The organism is Streptomyces sp. NPDC001744 (genome assembly GCF_042892575.1).
Taxonomy (GTDB): Bacteria; Actinomycetota; Actinomycetes; order Streptomycetales; family Streptomycetaceae; genus Streptomyces.
Genome location: NZ_JBIAUG010000002.1, coordinates 347,123 through 363,143, shown reverse-complemented (window position 1 = coordinate 363,143; position 16,021 = coordinate 347,123). Strand labels below are relative to the sequence as shown.

General features: G+C 73.3%; 15 protein-coding genes. 3 read left to right on the top strand and 12 right to left on the bottom strand.

Going from position 1 to position 16,021, the window contains the following annotated elements; translation table 11 throughout:
* Window positions 1–184 precede the first annotated feature (184 nt).
* Window positions 185–838, top strand: coding sequence for a bifunctional DNA primase/polymerase (locus ACFYZY_RS04120; RefSeq protein ID WP_388689240.1), 654 nt, complete (start codon window positions 185–187; stop codon window positions 836–838).
* Window positions 839–916: 78 nt separating this feature from the next.
* Here ACFYZY_RS04120 and ftsY read toward each other — a convergent pair whose 3' ends face one another.
* The 5 genes from ftsY to ACFYZY_RS04095 all read right to left on the bottom strand — a co-directional run bounded on the left by ftsY (window position 917) and on the right by ACFYZY_RS04095 (window position 8,639).
* Complete coding sequence (gene ftsY / locus ACFYZY_RS04115; protein ID WP_388689238.1) at window positions 917–2,143, bottom strand: signal recognition particle-docking protein FtsY; 1,227 nt, start codon at window positions 2,141–2,143, stop codon at window positions 917–919.
* 193 nt (window positions 2,144–2,336) lie between these two features.
* Complete coding sequence (locus ACFYZY_RS04110) at window positions 2,337–3,770, bottom strand: sugar porter family MFS transporter (protein WP_388689237.1); 1,434 nt, start codon at window positions 3,768–3,770, stop codon at window positions 2,337–2,339.
* Between the two features lie 179 nt (window positions 3,771–3,949).
* On the bottom strand, window positions 3,950–7,525 hold the full coding sequence (gene smc / locus ACFYZY_RS04105; protein ID WP_388689235.1) for a chromosome segregation protein SMC: 3,576 nt from the start codon (window positions 7,523–7,525) through the stop codon (window positions 3,950–3,952).
* A 225-nt stretch (window positions 7,526–7,750) separates the two neighbouring features.
* Window positions 7,751–7,969, bottom strand: a complete 219-nt coding sequence (locus ACFYZY_RS04100) for a hypothetical protein (protein ID WP_388689233.1) — start codon at window positions 7,967–7,969, stop codon at window positions 7,751–7,753.
* Between the two features lie 388 nt (window positions 7,970–8,357).
* Window positions 8,358–8,639 (bottom strand): acylphosphatase, encoded by a 282-nt coding sequence (locus tag ACFYZY_RS04095; protein ID WP_388689231.1) that lies wholly within the window; start codon window positions 8,637–8,639, stop codon window positions 8,358–8,360.
* A gap of 169 nt (window positions 8,640–8,808) precedes the next feature.
* Between ACFYZY_RS04095 and ACFYZY_RS04090 the strand changes: the two genes are divergently transcribed.
* Both ACFYZY_RS04090 and ACFYZY_RS04085 read left to right on the top strand, forming a co-directional pair.
* Entirely contained in the window at window positions 8,809–9,807 is a 999-nt protein-coding gene (locus tag ACFYZY_RS04090) for a CAP domain-containing protein (RefSeq protein WP_388689229.1), read from the top strand.
* Between the two features lie 257 nt (window positions 9,808–10,064).
* The gene (locus tag ACFYZY_RS04085; RefSeq protein WP_388689227.1) at window positions 10,065–10,757 is read left to right on the top strand and encodes an HAD family hydrolase; all 693 of its coding nucleotides are present in this window, start codon (window positions 10,065–10,067) and stop codon (window positions 10,755–10,757) included.
* A gap of 77 nt (window positions 10,758–10,834) precedes the next feature.
* Here the strand turns inward: ACFYZY_RS04085 and mutM are convergent, their stop codons facing one another.
* The 7 genes from mutM to rsmD form a co-directional block, all read right to left on the bottom strand.
* Window positions 10,835–11,722 carry a bifunctional DNA-formamidopyrimidine glycosylase/DNA-(apurinic or apyrimidinic site) lyase gene (mutM, locus tag ACFYZY_RS04080; RefSeq protein ID WP_388689226.1) on the bottom strand — a complete coding sequence of 296 codons (888 nt, stop codon included), beginning with the start codon at window positions 11,720–11,722 and terminating at the stop codon, window positions 10,835–10,837.
* Between the two features lie 150 nt (window positions 11,723–11,872).
* Window positions 11,873–12,679, bottom strand: coding sequence for a ribonuclease III (gene rnc, locus ACFYZY_RS04075; protein WP_388689224.1), 807 nt, complete (start codon window positions 12,677–12,679; stop codon window positions 11,873–11,875).
* A 20-nt stretch (window positions 12,680–12,699) separates the two neighbouring features.
* On the bottom strand, window positions 12,700–12,873 hold the full coding sequence (gene rpmF, locus ACFYZY_RS04070) for a 50S ribosomal protein L32 (protein ID WP_015036448.1): 174 nt from the start codon (window positions 12,871–12,873) through the stop codon (window positions 12,700–12,702).
* 2 nt (window positions 12,874–12,875) lie between these two features.
* Window positions 12,876–13,529: a YceD family protein gene (locus ACFYZY_RS04065; protein WP_388689377.1), complete on the bottom strand. Its 654-nt coding sequence runs from the start codon at window positions 13,527–13,529 to the stop codon at window positions 12,876–12,878.
* 137 nt (window positions 13,530–13,666) lie between these two features.
* Complete coding sequence (locus ACFYZY_RS04060) at window positions 13,667–14,734, bottom strand: ATP synthase F0 subunit B (protein ID WP_388689222.1); 1,068 nt, start codon at window positions 14,732–14,734, stop codon at window positions 13,667–13,669.
* A 111-nt stretch (window positions 14,735–14,845) separates the two neighbouring features.
* Entirely contained in the window at window positions 14,846–15,325 is a 480-nt protein-coding gene (gene coaD / locus ACFYZY_RS04055) for a pantetheine-phosphate adenylyltransferase (RefSeq protein WP_388689375.1), read from the bottom strand.
* Window positions 15,326–15,351: 26 nt separating this feature from the next.
* Entirely contained in the window at window positions 15,352–15,936 is a 585-nt protein-coding gene (gene rsmD / locus ACFYZY_RS04050) for a 16S rRNA (guanine(966)-N(2))-methyltransferase RsmD (protein WP_388689220.1), read from the bottom strand.
* Window positions 15,937–16,021 lie beyond the last annotated feature (85 nt).

Sequence of the window (16,021 nt, the reverse complement as noted above, 5' to 3'; positions counted from 1 at the left end):
CGTGGAACGCGCTTCACTTGACGTGCGACGACCCGAGTCGCCGGACGGATGCGCGCGGAGGCGCGTGTTCCGGTCCGCACCACCCCTCGTACGGCAGCGCGCCACCCCGGCGCCGGGCGTGACGAACGGTGACGGGGGCACTCCGGGTCGTAACCACCGGCGCGCTCGACCCGTTGGAGGGGACATGGGTTTCACGATCGGCGGCATTCGTGAGATGCGGTCCGGCGCACGCCGCCGCGTACGCACCACGGAGTGCACAGCGGTGGCGGAGTACACGGGGCTGTGGGGCTGGGACGTGGTCCCGGGCGCGCGGGCCGTGTCCGGCCGGTGCTCCTGCGGGGACCCGGCGTGCGCGGCCCCCGGGGCGCACCCCCTCTCCTTCGCGGAACCGGTTCCGGCGGGCGCCGCCCTGGACGACGCCGTGAAGGCGTGGTCGGAGTACCCGGGCGCGGCGCTGCTGCTGCCGGTGGGCCGCGCCTTCGACGTGATCGAGGTGGCGGAGGCGGCGGGCCGGCGGGCCCTGGTCCGGCTGGAGCGCATGGGGCTGCCGCTGGGCCCGGTGTGCGTGACGCCGACGGGGCGGGCGCGGTTCTTCGTCGCGCCGGGGGCCGCGGCCGAACTGCCGCGGCTGCTGTACCGGATGGGCTGGGACGACGCCGGCCTGGACCTGCGCGGGCTGGGGCCCGGTGCGCACGTCACCGCTCCCCCGTCCGACCTGGGGGGCCTCGGACCGGTCCGCTGGCTGCGGCCCCCGACGCTCGACACGGCGGACGCGCCGCCGCAGGCGCGGCTGCTGCTCGGCACCCTGGCGTACATCTGCCACCGCACGCGCTTCTGACGTCCGGCGGTACGTACGCGGAGGGCCCCGGCCACGGGAGTGGCGGGGGCCCTTCACGCGTGTGCGCGGGCGGTGGTCTCAGTCGCCGATCAGGGCGTCCACGAAGGCGCCCGGCTCGAAGGGGGCCAGGTCGTCCGGGCCCTCGCCCAGGCCGATCAGCTTCACGGGGACGCCCAGCTCGCGCTGGACGGCGACGACGATGCCGCCCTTGGCGGTGCCGTCGAGCTTGGTCAGGACGATGCCGGTGATGTCGACGACCTCGGCGAAGACGCGGGCCTGGATCAGGCCGTTCTGGCCGGTGGTGGCGTCGAGGACGAGCAGGACCTCGTCCAGCGGGCCGTGCTTCTCCACGACGCGCTTGACCTTGCCCAGCTCGTCCATGAGGCCGGTCTTGGTGTGGAGTCGGCCGGCGGTGTCGATGAGGACGACGTCGGCCTTCTCCGCGATGCCCTCCTTGACCGCGTCGAAGGCGATCGACGCCGGGTCGCCGCCCTCCGGGCCCCGGACGGTGCGGGCGCCGACGCGCTCGCCCCAGGTCTGGAGCTGGTCGGCGGCGGCGGCGCGGAAGGTGTCGGCCGCGCCGAGGACGACGGACTTGCCGTCGGCGACGAGGACGCGGGCCAGCTTGCCGGTGGTGGTGGTCTTGCCGGTGCCGTTGACGCCGACGACCATCACGACGCCGGGGACGTCCGTGGGGCTCTCGGTCCTGACCGCGCGGTCGAGGTCGGGGCCGAGGAGGGCGATCAGCTCCTCGCGGAGCAGGCCGCGCAGCTCCTCGGGGGTGCGGGTGCCGAGCACCCGGACCCGCTCGCGCAGCCGCTCGACCAGTTCCTGGGTGGGGGCGACGCCGACGTCGGCGGTGAGGAGGGTCTCCTCGATCTCCTCCCAGGTGTCCTCGTCGAGGTGCTCGCGGGACAGGAGCGTGAGCAGCCCCTTGCCCAGCGAGTTCTGGGAGCGGGCGAGACGGGCCCGGAGCCGTACGAGACGGCCGGCGGTGGGTTCGGGGACCTCGATCTCGGGGGCCGGGGGTTCGGCGACGACGGGGTCCTCGACGGCGGTCGGCGTCCCGGTGGCCTCCTCGGCCGTGGGGAGGGGGACCTCCTCGACCGTGCGGCGTGGTTCTTCCCGCGGCGTCTCCGCCTCCTCGCCGACGCGCGGCTCGGCGGGCGGAGCGGTGATGGTCGGCGGGGTGGACGGCGGCTCGGCGGGCGGCAGCTGCTTCTTCTTGCGGCCGCTGATCACGAGCCCGCTCGTCACGGCGACCGCGACGACCAGAGCGATGACTACAGCAAGGATGAGTTCCATAACGGGTCCAGTATGGCGTCACCGCGTGCGCGTCCCCCGTCCTCCCGGCGGGGCGCGCTCCCGGGTGCCGGGGCGGTCCGCCGTTCGGCGGTGCGGCCGGCCGGCGCCGGGGCGGGCGACCGCTCCGGTCCGGGCGCGGGGACGCTGCCGGGGCCGGGGCAGTCTCCGTGGGCGAGGAGCGGGGCGGCGGGGGTCAGCCCATCTCCTCCAGCGCCTTGCCCTTGGTCTCCTTGACGTACCGGAGCACGAAGGGGATCGAGAGCACGGCGAAGACGGCGTAGATGATGTAGGTGCCGGAGAGGTTCCAGTCCGCGAGGGACGGGAAGCTGGCGGTGATGGCCCAGTTGGCGATCCACTGCGCGGAGGCGGCGACGCCGAGAGCGGCGGCGCGGATGCGGTTGGGGAACATCTCGCCGAGGAAGACCCAGACCACCACGCCCCACGAGAGGGCGAAGAAGAGCACGAAGACGTGGGCGGCGACGAGGGCCACGACGCCCTGGGTGGTGGGGAGCTTGCCGTCGACGAGGTCGGCGGAGAAGGCCCACGCCTCGAAGGCGAGGGCGATCGCCATGCCGGCGGAGCCGACGAGGGCGAGGGGCCGGCGGCCGACCCGGTCGACCAGGACCATCGCGATCACGGTGCCGATGATGTTGATGATCGACGTGGTGAACGAGTAGAGGAACGAGCTGGACGGGTCGATGCCGACGGACTGCCAGAGGGTCGCGGAGTAGTAGAACGCGACGTTGATGCCGACGAGCTGCTGGAAGACCGAGAGGCCGATGCCGACCCAGACGATGGGCAGCAGCCTGGAGCGGCTGCCGGGGACGAACAGGTCCCAGAAGGTGGACTTGTGTTCGCGGCGCATGGCCTGCTGGATCTCGGCCACGCGGTGGTCCAGGTCCACGTCCTCGCCCTCGACCTCGGAGAGGACCTCCTTGGCCTTGTCGGTCCTGCCGACGGAGATGAGGAAGCGGGGGGACTCGGGAATCGCGAAGGAGAGCAGGCCGTAGAGGAGCGCGGGGACGACCATCACGCCGAGCATCCACTGCCACGCCTCCAGGCCGCCGATCTTGCCGCGCTGGTCGCCGTCGGCGAGCTGGAGGATGCCGTAGTTGACCAGCTGGGAGACGGCGATGCCGATGACGATGGCGGCCTGCTGGAAGGAGCCGAGGCGGCCGCGGTAGGCGGCGGGGGCGACCTCCGCGATGTAGGCGGGGCCGATGACGGAGGCCATGCCGATGGCGAAGCCGCCGATGATCCGCCAGAAGGCCAGGTCCCAGAGGGCGAAGGGCAGTGCCGAGCCGACGGCGCTGACGGTGAAGAGGGCGGCGGCGATCCGCATGCAGCGGATGCGGCCGATGCGGTCCGCGATCCGGCCCGCGGTGGCGGCGCCGATGGCGCAGCCGATGAGGGCGATGGCGATGACCTGGGCCAGGGTGCCGGAGCCGATGTCGTAGCGGTGGCGGATCGCCTCGACGGCGCCGTTGATGACGGAGCTGTCGTATCCGAAGAGGAAGCCGCCCATGGCGGCGGAGGCCGTGATGAAGATGACGTGTCCGAGGTGGTCCGGATGGGCGGCCCGGCCTTCGGAGGACGGCGGCGTGTGCGCCGGATCGGTGCTGGTCACATGGGCTCCTGGGGGCTCCGGCAGCGTCGTCGGGGCAGAGGGGACAAGCCCTTCCAGTGGGGCACAGCTTCACGGGGGCCACCACCGGAAGGGGGAAGCAATGTTGCAGAGACTATGCATTCAACTTTTGAAGTCAAAAATCCCCTCTCGTGAAGCGAGGAGCCGAAGCAGTGGCTCTTCTATTCAGGTCTTGAAGGCGATCCCTGAGTGGATCCCTGACGCAGCCTCTGGCTGATGACCTTGGATACCCCGTCGCCCTGCATGGAAACGCCGTACAGCGCGTCCGCGATCTCCATCGTCCGCTTCTGATGGGTGATCACGATCAGCTGCGAGGTCTCCTGGAGCTCCCGCATGAGCCCGATCAGCCGCTGGAGGTTGGTGTCGTCGAGCGCCGCCTCCACCTCGTCCATGACGTAGAACGGACTGGGCCGGGCCTTGAAGATGGAGACGAGCAGCGCCACGGCCGTCAGGGAGCGCTCGCCGCCCGAGAGCAGCGAGAGCCGCTTGACCCTCTTGCCCGGCGGGCGGGCCTCCACCTCGACGCCGGTGGTGAGCATGGAGTCCGGGTCCGTGAGGACCAGCCGGCCCTCGCCGCCCGGGAAGAGCCGCGAGAAGACGCCCTCGAACTCGCGGGCCGTGTCCCGGTACGCCTCGGTGAAGACCTGCTCGACGCGCAGGTCCACCTCCTTCACGACCTGAAGCAGGTCGGTCCGGGTCTTCCTCAGGTCCTCCAGCTGCTCCGAGAGGAACCCGTGCCGCTCCTCCAGGGCCGCGAACTCCTCCAGGGCCAGCGGATTCACCTTGCCGAGCTGGTGGTACGCCCGTTCGGCCGCCTTCAGCCGCTTCTCCTGCTCCGAACGGACGAACGGCCGCGGCCGGGCGGCCGGATCGTCCTCCTCCCCCTCGGCGGCGGGCGACGGCGGGACGGGCTGGTCGGGGCCGTACTCGGCGACCAGGACGGCCGCCTCCACGCCGAACTCCTCCAGGGCCCTGGCCTCGAGCTGCTCGATCCGCAGCCGCTTCTCGGCGCCGAGGACCTCGCCCCGGTGGACGGAGTCGGTCAGCCGGTCCAGGTCGGCCTTGAGCTCCCGGCCCCGGGCGCGGGCCGCCGCGAGCCCCCGTTCCCGGTCGGCCCTGGCCGCTTCGGCGGCCTCCCGTTCCCGTTCGGCGCGGGCGAGCGAGACCTCGACGTGGGCCAGGAGCGTCCGGGCCCCGGCGGCGACCGCGCCCGCGACCCGTGCCTCGTGGTGGAGCCGGGCGCGGTGCCGCTCGGCACGCGCGCGTGCCTCCCGTTCGGCGCGGGCGGCCCGGTCGAGGGAGTCGGCCCGTCCGGCGAGCCCCCTGACCCGCTCCTCGTGGGTGCGGACCTGGAGCCGCGCCTCCATCTCGGCCTGGCGCGCGAGGGAACCGTCCACCGCGAGCCGGTCGCGCACGGAGGTGTCCGGCTCCTCGTCCCCGTCCTCCCCGGCCGTCTCCTCGGCCACCAGCAGCCGTTCGGCCAGCTCCTCGGCGTCGGCGGTGGCCTTCTCCAGCGCCTCCTGGGCGCGGGCGGCCGCCGTCGCGGCCCGTTCGGCCTCCTCCGCCGCTCCCCCGGCCTGTCCGGCGAGCCGTCCGAGCCGCTGGGCGACGCCGGACTTCTCGCGCTCGGCGGTGCGGCGGCGGGCGTCGAGCTCCTCGACGAGCGCGGCGGCGGCCCGGCGCCGTTCGTCGGCCTCCCGCCGCGCGGCCGCCAGCTCCTCGCACCGCGCGCCCAGCGCGTCGAGTTCGGCGGCGGCCTCGGCCACCGACGCCTGTACTTCGAGGAGGCTGGGGGCACCGGCGGAGCCGCCGTGCGCGAAGTGCGCCCCGAGCAGGTCCCCCTCGGCGGTGACGGCGGTCAGTCCGGGCCGGGTCCTGACCAGTTCGGCGGCCTCGTCCAGGTCGCCCACGACGACGACCCCGGCGAGCAGCCGGCGGACGGCGCCCATGAGGTCGGCGGGCCCCCGGACCAGGTCGGCGGCGTACGGACGTCCTCCGGGCGCGGGGTCCGGCCCGGGTTCCGGGTCCCGTACCCCGGTCAGGAGCAGGGCGGCGCGGCCCGCGTCCTGCTTGCGCAGCAGGCGGAGGGCTTCGGCGGCGGCGGCGGGCCCGGCGGCGACCGCGTCGGCGGCGGCGCCGAGGGCGGCGGCGACGGGGACCTCGTACCCCGGGGCGACGGTGAGGAGGTCGGCCGCCGGGCCGAGGATTCCGGCGATTCCGGCGGCGAGGAGGGCGCCCGTGCCGTCCTTGCGGCGCAGTCCGAGGGCGAGGGTGTCGTGGCGGGCCCGGGTCGCGGCGCGGCGGTGTTCGGCGGCGGCGGAGGCTTCCCGGGCGGTCCCCAGCGCGGCCTCGGCGTCGGCCAGTTCGCGGCGGGCGGCCTCGTACCGCTCGGCGTGCTCGGTGTCCTCCGCGTCGAGTCCGGCGACCTCGGTCCTGAGCTTTTCGTACTCCTCCCGGGCGGCGGCGGCCCGGTCCGCGGCCTCGTCCCGGGCGGCGGCGAGCCGGTCGATCTCGGCCCGTGCGGCGGCGGCGCGCGAGCGGGCCGCGTCGACCCGGCCCTGGAGCCGGGCGAGGCCCTCGCGCCGGTCGGCGAGGGCGCGGGCCGCGTCCTTGAGGCGGCGCTCCTCGTCCGCCAGCTCCCGTTCGAGGCCGGCGCGGCGGGCGACGGCGTCCTCCAGGGCGTGTTCGGCCTCCTCCAGGGCCGCTTCGAGTCCGGCCTCCTCCTCGCGGACGCGGGCCGCCTCGCGCTCCAGGTCCTCGGGGTCCCGGCCGCGCCGTTCCTCGGCGGGCGCGGTGGCGCTCTTCACGCGCGCGTCGGCGAGGGAGACGGTGCCGCGGACGCGTTCGGCGAGCCGGGAGAGGTCGTACCGGCTCTGCTGGGCGCGCTCCAGGCGGGGCACGAGGGCGCGGACCTCCGCCTCCAGGCCTGCCTCCTCCGCGAGGGCGGCGCGCAGTTCGTTCTCGGTGGCCTCCTTGCGCGCGAGCAGTGCCGTCTCGTCGGCGACCTCGGCGGCGAGGGCGGCCCGGAGCCGCACGAGGTCGTCGGCGAGGAGGCGCAGGCGCGCGTCGCGCAGGTCGGCCTGGATGACGGCGGCCCGGCGGGCGACGGCGGCCTGCCGGCCGAGCGGCTTGAGCCGGCGGCGCAGTTCGTCGGTGAGGTCCTGCACGCGCGCGAGGTTGGCCTGCATCGCGTCCAGCTTCCGCAGCGCCTTCTCTTTCCGCTTGCGGTGCTTGAGGACGCCCGCGGCCTCCTCGATGAAGGCGCGGCGCCCCATCGGGTCGGCGTGCAGCACGGAGTCGAGCTGCCCCTGTCCGACGATGACGTGCATCTCCCGCCCGATGCCGGAGTCGGAGAGCAGCTCCTGGAAGTCGAGCAGCCGGCAGGGGTCGCCGTTGATCCGGTACTCGCTGCTGCCGCCGCGGAACATGATCCGGGCGAGGGTGACCTCGGTGTAGTCGATGGGCAGGGCGCCGTCGGAGTTGTCGATGGTCAGCGAGACCTCGGCGCGGCCCAGCGGGGGGCGCCCGGTCGTGCCGGCGAAGATGACGTCCTCCATCTTGCCGCCGCGCAGCGACTTGGCGCCCTGCTCTCCCATCACCCAGGAGAGGGCGTCCACGACATTGGACTTGCCGGAACCGTTGGGGCCCACGACGCAGGTGATCCCTGGCTCGAACCTCAGTGTGGTGGCCGAGGCGAAGGACTTGAATCCGCGGAGCGTCAGGGCCTTGAGGTGCACGTCGGGGACTCTACCGGGGCCCGCGCGTTTCGCCCGTGAACGGGCGGGGCAGATCCCCGGGTGAGGTGGGGGCGGACGCGGGGGAAGGGGCCGGTGAAAACAAGAAGGGACGCCGGAGCGTCCCTTGTGTGGCCGGCCGACGCGTGTCGTGCTTCGCGGCCGGCTCTGTCGTGGCCGGTGGTGCCGGTCCGAGCGGTTGCCACCTGGCCCCTCGGGGCTGGGCCGTCAGGTGAGCGCAGGCTCCGCCTGGGGTACGTCGAGGTCGATGCTGTCCAGCAGCGACTCTCCCTGGTGCTGAGCGGCGGCAGAGGCGAGCGCGTCGTTCTCCGACTGGATTCGTACCAGCTCGGACTCGAGGTCCTGGACGCGCTGCTGAAGCCGTCGCATCTCGGCGAGGAGTCGCGGGTCGGAGCCGCCGACGTATCCGAGAAGCGCCTTTGCCATGATGGATGGTCCTCCACAATGAGTGACCGACCGAAGCGGTGTGGGTCGTGAGGGATTCGCACCCGCGGTGTACGGCAGTACTGCGTGTCGTGCCGGTTCCACTGCCGAACAGCCAAGGTGCGCGGGGCTTCCAGAGTCTCACCAAAAAGTTTGACGGTCAACACGATCACGCCCCTGCCGGGGGACGACCGGGGAGTTCACGGCCGCTGCGGGAGCGGCGGTGCCTCTCGACCCGGCGCCCCTGGGCGTCGCGATCATTCTCTTCCGGCAGCCTTCCACGGTCGGCCCTCCTTGGCAACCACCAGGCCCTTTCCCCTTCGCGCACCTGTTACCGCACGTCCGTCCGAGGCTCCTCCCGGTCACGGGAGGCGGTGCCGGAGAGTGATCGTCAGCGGATGGCGAAGCCGTCGTAACCCCCGCGCGGGGTGTCCCAGATCTCGGTGACACCGTCCACGCGCCCGGGTGTGTCGTCGGAGTGGAGCCAGTCGAGCAGACGGTGGCAATTCTCACGCGGCCCCTCGGCCACGATCTGGACCCGGCCGTCGTCGAGGTTGAGGGCGAAGCCCACCAGGCCGCCGATCTCCAGTGCGTTTGCCCTGGTGAACCAGCGGAAGCCCACTCCCTGTACCCGGCCGCGCACCCAGGCGGTCATCCGTACGTCGTCGCTCATGGCTGCACGGTAGCGGGGAGCGCACCGGATCAGCACATCGCCCCCGGCGTCCCATCGCGTACAGTCCCGACGAACGCGCCTCACCCGTTCGGGGGCGCGCCGTTCGGGCGCCGGACCACCACGGTACCGGCAGCAAAGATCAGCAAAGACCAGCAGGAGGGCAGAGGAGATGGGACGCCACCGTCGCTCCGGCGCCGCACCCGCCGCGGAGGACCTGTCGGCCGGTGCGGACCGCCGGCACCGGGGTGCCCGCCGGGGGCGGTCCGTGCGCACCGGTCTGCTCGGCGCCTCCGCGGCGGTCGCGGTCGGTGCCGTCGCCGTCGCCTCGGGCCTCCTGCCCGGTGGGGACACGTTCACGGTCGGCGGCCCCGGGACGGCGGCCGAGCACCAGGCGCGGTCCCGGCAGGCCCCGCAGCTGACGACGCAGGGCGGGGCCACCGAGACCCCGGCCGGCACGGACGGATCCCCGTCCGCGCGTCCGGGCGCGCGGACGGGAACGGGCACGAGCGGTACGTCCGCCTCCCCCGCGACCCCGTCGGCCACCCCGTCCGGGAAACCGGCTCCGGCCACGACCTCCCCCGAACCGGCCAGGACCTCGGCCCCGGCGCCCGCGCCGAAGACCGCGACCGCGAAGCCGAAGACCGCAGAGCCGAAGCCCGTGAAGCCGAAGCCCGCGCGGACGGCGGGCGCGAAGCCCGCGCCGAAGGCCGCTCCCTCCACGAAGGCACCCGCGCCGAAGCCGGACCCGACCGCCGAGTCACCGCTGCGGACGGCCTCCACCGCCGGCCGGGCCGACGCGGCCGAGGCGGAGGTCCTGCGTCTGGTCAACGCCGAGCGCGCCCGGGTGGGCTGCGTCCCGGTGCGCGCGGACGCGCGGCTCGCGTCGCTGGCGGGCGCGTTCAGCGCGGACATGGCCGCCCGCGGCTTCTTCGACCACACGGACCCGGACGGGGACACCCCGTGGGCGCGGGCGCAGAAGGCGGGTGTCTCGACCCTGGCCGGCGAGAACATCGCCCGCGGCCAGGTGGACGCGGCGGCGGTGATGGAGTCCTGGATGAACAGCGACGGTCACCGCGCCAACATCCTGAACTGCGACTTCAAGGCCATGGGCGTCGGCGTCCACTTCGGTGACGGCGGCCCCTGGTGGACCGAGGACTTCGGCTACTGAGCGTTCCGCGGACCGGGTCTCCCCGGTCCCGGCGCGGGCCGTCCCGGGCCGTGAACGGCCTCCGGGGCGGCCCGCGCCGCGTCCGGGACGCGGCCCGCGGCGGTGCGGAGACACCTCCGGCGTTCCGCGCGCCGGGCGCGGGCGCCCATAAGGCGGCGTTCTGCGGGTAGCAGCCGATCCGGCACGACAAAGCCGTCGCCCGGGGCGGGCCGAGCCGGAACACGGCGCCCGGGAGACACCCCGAAAGGACTGCGACCTTGACGCACGACGACCGACTCATCGAACTCCTGGCCAACGCGCGCGTGCTCTTCCTCGACTTCGACGGGCCCCTGTGCGACGTGTTCGCCGGGCTCCCCTCCCCCGAGGTCGCCGGACGGCTCGCCGCGCTCGTCGCGGCCGGGGACGCGGAGGCGGGCGCGAGGGCCGCCGGGACCGGCGACCCGTTCGAGGTCCTGCGCATCGCGTACGAGACGGACGACGGGCCGGGCCAGGAGGTGGAGGCGGCCCTGACGGCGGCGGAGACCGAGGCCGTCGTGGTGGCCGGACCGCCGAAACCGGGGGCGGTGGCGGCCCTCCGGGCGGCGAACTCCTCGGGCCGCGCGGTCGCGGTGGTGAGCGACAACTCGGCCGAGTGCGTCCGGCGCTTCCTGGAGGCGCACGGCCTGGAGGAGTACGTCACCGCGGTCGTCGGCCGCCCGGCCGGGAAGCCCCACCTGATGCGGCCCAACCCGTTCCCGCTCATCACCGCGGCCGAGGAGACGCACATGGACGTCACCAACTGCGTCCTGATCGGCGGCTCGCCCGACGCCGTCCGGGCCGCCCACCGGGCGGGCACGACGGCGATCGGCTACGCCGACGGGCCCCGCGAGGCGGAACTCTTCACCGAGGCGGGGGCCGACACCGTCGTGGCGGACATGGGGACCGTCGCCGACGCGCTGACGGCGGAGTAGCCGGCGGGCGGCGGCGCGGCCCCGGAACGCGGCACCGTCACGGCCCCGCCGCGAGCACGCGGCGGGGAGCGCCCGGGTCAGGCCGTGAGCACGCGCGGCGGGCGCTGGCAGCGCGGACAGAAGTAGCTGGACCTGTTCATCCAGGGCCGTCGCCGCATCGGGGTGCCGCAGCGTCGGCAGGGTTCGTCCTCGCGTCCGTAGGCGTCGAGCGAGCGGTCGAAGTAGCCGGACTCGCCGTTGACGTTGACGTACAGGCTGTCGAAACTGGTGCCGCCGACGGCGAGCGCCGCGTTCATCACGTCGCGGACGTGCCCGAGGAGTTCGGCCGAGCGCGGCCGGGTCAGGGTGGCGGTCGGCCGGTCGTAGTGCAGCCGGGCGCGCCAGAGCGCCTCGTCCGCGTAGATGTTGCCGACGCCGCTGATCAGCGACTGGTCCAGGAGCGCCCGCTTGATCGTCGTACGGCGCAGGCGCAGGGCGCTCTGGAAGGCGGCGTCGTCGAACGCCGGGTCCAGCGGGTCGCGGGCGATGTGCGCGATGACGTCGGGGAGCCCGTCGGGGCTCTGGTCGTGGAGGGAGAGGCCGCCGAAGGTGCGCTGGTCGACGAAGCGGAGTTCGGTGCCGGTCGTCCCGGAGACGGAGTCGCCGTCCGACGGCGCGAAGCGGACGCGGATCCGCAGGTGCTTCTCGTCGGCGGCGTCGTGCGGCCGGACGAGCAGCTGACCGCTCATGCCCAGGTGGCCGAGGACGGCCGTGCCGGTGCCGGCCAGCGGCAGCCAGAGGTACTTGCCGCGCCGCCGCGCGCCCTCGAACCGCTGCCCTTCGAGCCGGGCCGCGAAGTCCTCGCCGCCCGCCACGTGGCGGCGTACGGCCCGGGGGTGCAGGACCTCGACCCCGGCCACGGTCCGTCCGGCGATCCAGCGCTCCAGACCGCGCCGTACGACCTCGACCTCGGGCAGTTCGGGCACGGGTGCTCCTCCGGGCTTCTCGGCCGTTCCCTCGCTGTTCCGTCGACGGCCGGGTCAACCCTACTGCCGTGCGGACGGCACGGGAAAAGACGGGAACCCCGCCCGTGGGCGGGGTTCCCGGAAAGCGGGGAAGCGAAGGGTGCGACGGGATCAGGCCGGAGCCCGGTCCCCGGCAGGAGAGGAGTCGGCGACCGCTCCCGCCCCGGCCGCGGCCTTCGCCGCCGCCACGCGCTCGTCCGCGGCCGCGCGGATCGCGCGCCACGCGGATTCCGCCGCCTGCTGTTCCGCTTCCTTCTTGCTGCGGCCGGTGCCGGTGCCGTACGAGACACCACCGACGCGGGCGGCAGCGGTGAAGGTCTTCTCGTGGTCCGGGCCCTCCTCGGAGACGAGGTACTCCGGGACGCCCAGGCCCTCGGCCGCGGTGAGCTCCTGGAGGCTGGTCTTCCAGTCCAGTCCGGCACCGAGGTTCGAGGACTTCTCGATCAGCGGGTCGAAGAGCCGGTGCACCAGCTCGGACGCCGCTTCGAGGCCCTGGTCGAGATAGACCGCGCCGATCACCGCTTCGAGGGTGTCGGCGAGGATGGACGCCTTGTCCCGGCCGCCCGTGCCCTCTTCGCCCCGGCCGAGCCGGACGAAGGAGCCGAGTTCGAGGCCGCGCCCCACGTCCGCCAGCGCACGAGAGTTGACCACCGCGGCCCGCAGTTTGGCCAGCTGGCCTTCCGGCAGGTCGGGGTGGGTGCGGTACAGCGTGTCGGTGACCACCAGGCCGAGCACGGAGTCCCCGAGGAACTCCAGCCGCTCGTTGGTGGGCAGACCGCCGTTCTCGTACGCGTACGAACGGTGGGTCAGCGCACGCACCAGAAGGGCGGACTCGAGCCGATAGCCGAGCCGCCCTTCCAGAAGCGTGTGGGACGAGGCATGGTCCGTCGTGTCGTCCGTCTTGCGGGACTCAGACATTGCGCCTCTCACCAGCCCAATCAGACCGAGAGGACCTGGCGCTTGTTGTAGGTGCCGCAGCTCGGGCACGCGATGTGCTGCAGCTTCGGCTCCTGGCAACGCTCACACGAAACCAGGGTGGGGACCGCAGCCTTCCACTGCGACCGGCGGTGGCGCGTGTTGCTGCGCGACATCTTCCGCTTCGGAACAGCCACGGCTACTTCTCCTGCTTCTCGGCGGCGCTTCGGACGTCCCCGTCAGAGGCTTTGCCGCTCATGTTGTCCTTCTCATCGGTTCCCAGCGAACCGGCGAGTCCCTGCAGTGCCGCCCAACGGATGTCGACGGCGTCGTGGTGGTGGTCCGGGTTCTCGTTCAGGTTGGTCCCGCACTCGGAACACAGACCCGCACAGTCCTCCCGGCACACCGGCTGCATCGGCAGTGCGAGCACCACCGCATCACGCAGCACGGGCTCGAGGTCGAACATGCCGTCCTCGAGGGGGATCACGTCCTCGTCTTCCTCGGCCTCGTCGTCCGCGGCCGCCTTGGAGCGGCCCCGGTCGTCGGAGTCGGGGTACGAGAACATCTCCTGGAAGTCCACGTCGAGCTCCAGCTCGACGGGCTCCAGACACCTTACGCACTCCCCCTCGGCCGATGCACGGGCGGTGCCTGTGACGAGCACCCCTTCCATGACCGACTCAAGACGGAGATCGATGTCGACCGGAGAGCCCTCGGGCACTCCGATCACTCCTTCGACGCCCAGGGCCGCGGGGGCCTCGACCGATCGCGAGATCCGCTGCAGGGCACCAGGACGCCGCCCCAGCTCGTGCGTGTCGAACACGAGGGGGTCGCGGTGGTCGAGGCGCGTACTCAGGGCTCTTCCTGCTTTCGATTCGTTCTGCGTCGTGGGGAGGCTGCCGACCGTGGGCAGCGGGGATCGCGGGATACGCGCGACCGAAGAGCCAGGATACTGGACGCTTCGCCCAGGGCCCAATCCGGGCCGTCCGGACCTTACCGGCCCTGTTCGTACTGCTGCTCGTACCGGCGCAGCTGCTCCAGGTCGATCATGCTCGTGTCGAAGAAGCTCGTCTCTTCGAGGGAGGCGTCCCGCTGGGGATCGTGGGCCGGCGGGGCGGGCTGCTGGTACGCGTAGGGGTCCTGCTGCTGGTACCCGTACGGGTCGGCCTGCTGCGGCTGCTGGTACGCGTACGGGTCGGGCTGCGGGGGCTGCTGGGGCTGCTGGTAGGCCGCGTAGGCGTCCGGCTGGTGCTGCGGCTGCTGCGGGTACCCGTAGGGGTCGGGCTGCGGCTGCTGCTGCGCCGGGGGCTGTGCCGGCACGGGGTCGGAGAGCTCCGCGAGCCCGGCCAGGTAGTCGGCGTCGCTGGTGTGCACCGCGCCGGAGAGCCCGTCCTGGGCGGCCATGTGCTCGCCGAGGTCGTCGGTGGCGATCCGGCCGTGCAGCTTCTGCCGGCCCCGCCCGACGGCCTCCAGGGTCTTGCCGAGGACCGCCTCGAAGGCGCCCAGCTTGGCGGTGATGAACTCGTCGGCCTCGGCCGTCCGCCGGTCCGGCGTCCGCGGGTCGGCGCCGTACTCGGGGGCGTCCTGGTCGGCGTACCCGTCCGGGCCGGCCCCCGGGCCGCAGCCGAGGAGCTTCTCGCGGCCCCGCTCGACGGAGCCGATGGTCTTGTTGAGGACGACCTCGAAGTTGGCGAGCTTGGAGTCGACGTAGTCGTCGGCCTCGGCCCGGATCTCCTCGGCCTCGCGGCGGGCCTCGGAGAGGATCCGGTCGGCCTCCTCCTGCGACTCCCGGGCGACCTGGGTGTCGGAGACGATCGAGCCGCGTTCGGCGTGGGCGGCCTCGATGATCCGCTCGGCCTCGCGGCGGGCCTGCTCGACCATCTGCTCCCGGTCGCCGATCAGCTCCCGGGCCTGGGCCAGGGAGCCGGGCAGGGCCTCCCGCACCTCTTCGAGAAGGGCGAGCAGCTCGGCGCGGTTGACCACGCAGGACGCCGACATGGGCATGGAGCGGGCGCTCCGTACGGTCGCCACGATCTCATCGAGCTTCTTCTGCACGTCCACCTGGTGCTCGCCACTCTCTACAGCCGGTTGGAGACGGACGGGTCCGACTGTACGGCCAGTCGGCGCCCGTCCGACACCGGGTGACGGAGCGTCAGCGGCGGTGGCCGCGCGTCACTTCTCCCCCAGCCGCTCGGTCAGCCGGCCGAGGACCAGCGGCGGGACCAGGTGGGAGACGTCGCCGCCCCAGGCCGCGACCTCCTTGACCAGGGAGGAGGAGAGGAAGCTGTACGTCGGGTTGGTGGGGACGAACAGGGTCTCCACGCCCGAGAGCCCGTTGTTCATCTGGGCCATCTGCAGCTCGTAGTCGAAGTCGCTGACCGCGCGCAGCCCCTTGACGATGGCGGGGATGTCGCGCTGCTTGCAGAAGTCGACGAGCAGGCCGCGGAAGGACTCGACCACGACGTTGCCGAGGTCGGCGGTGACCTCGCGGATCAGCTCGATCCGCTCGTCGACCGTGAAGAGACCTTTCTTCGACTGGTTGATCATCACGGCCACGTGTACGACGTCGTACAGCTTGGAGGCACGGGCGATGATGTCGAGATGTCCGTTGGTGATGGGGTCGAACGACCCCGGACAGACGGCGCGGCGCAACGTGGGTCCCTCGCTCTCCGGTCCGGTCATCGTGCGTCTTCGCACGTAGAGGCGGCGCGACCGTACCAAAACGTTCCCTCGCCGTAACGACGGGCCCGCAGTGGCTCGAAACCGGCCGGCCAGCCGAATTCCCCGCCCCTGGTACTGCGCTCCACGGTGACGAGGGCATCTTCGCGCAACCAGCCCCCCGAGCGCAGTGTGAGGAGGATCTCGCGGAGAGCGGCGTCCTCGACGGCGTACGGCGGGTCGAGGAAGACCAGGTCGTACGGATCGGCGGGGGCGGGTCCGGTCACGATCTGCTCGGCCCTGCCGGTGCGGAGCTCGGCGCCGGCCAGGCCGATCGAGCGGATGTTGTCCCGGATCGTCTTCGCGGCGCGGGGGTCGGCCTCGACGAGGAGGGCGTGGGCGGCGCCCCGGGAGAGCGCCTCCAGGCCGACGGCCCCGGAACCCGCGTACAGGTCGGCGACCCTGGCCCCGCCGAGGGTGCCGAGGAACGCCTCCCAGGTCGAGAAGAGGCCCTCGCGCGCCCGGTCGGAGGTGGGGCGGGTGCCGTTTCCGGGCGGTACGGCCAGGCGCCGCCCGCCGGCCGTACCGGCGATCACGCGGGTCATCGGTGTCCTTGCTGTCCCTAGCTGGTGGTGGGGGGGGGGGGGGGGCCCCCCCCCCACCACCGACATATACGGGCGCGGGGGGGCC

Excerpts from the sequence above, each read along its gene's own strand:
- ACFYZY_RS04120 (WP_388689240.1), top strand. The coding sequence starts at position 185 with ATGGGTTTCACGATCGGCGGCATTCGTGAGATGCGGTCCGGCGCACGC.
- ftsY (WP_388689238.1), bottom strand. The coding sequence starts at position 2,143 with ATGGAACTCATCCTTGCTGTAGTCATCGCTCTGGTCGTCGCGGTCGCC.
- ACFYZY_RS04100 (WP_388689233.1), bottom strand. The coding sequence starts at position 7,969 with ATGGCAAAGGCGCTTCTCGGATACGTCGGCGGCTCCGACCCGCGACTC.
- ACFYZY_RS04095 (WP_388689231.1), bottom strand. The coding sequence starts at position 8,639 with ATGAGCGACGACGTACGGATGACCGCCTGGGTGCGCGGCCGGGTACAG.
- ACFYZY_RS04090 (WP_388689229.1), top strand. The coding sequence starts at position 8,809 with ATGGGACGCCACCGTCGCTCCGGCGCCGCACCCGCCGCGGAGGACCTG.
- rnc (WP_388689224.1), bottom strand. The coding sequence starts at position 12,679 with ATGTCTGAGTCCCGCAAGACGGACGACACGACGGACCATGCCTCGTCC.
- rsmD (WP_388689220.1), bottom strand. The coding sequence starts at position 15,936 with ATGACCCGCGTGATCGCCGGTACGGCCGGCGGGCGGCGCCTGGCCGTA.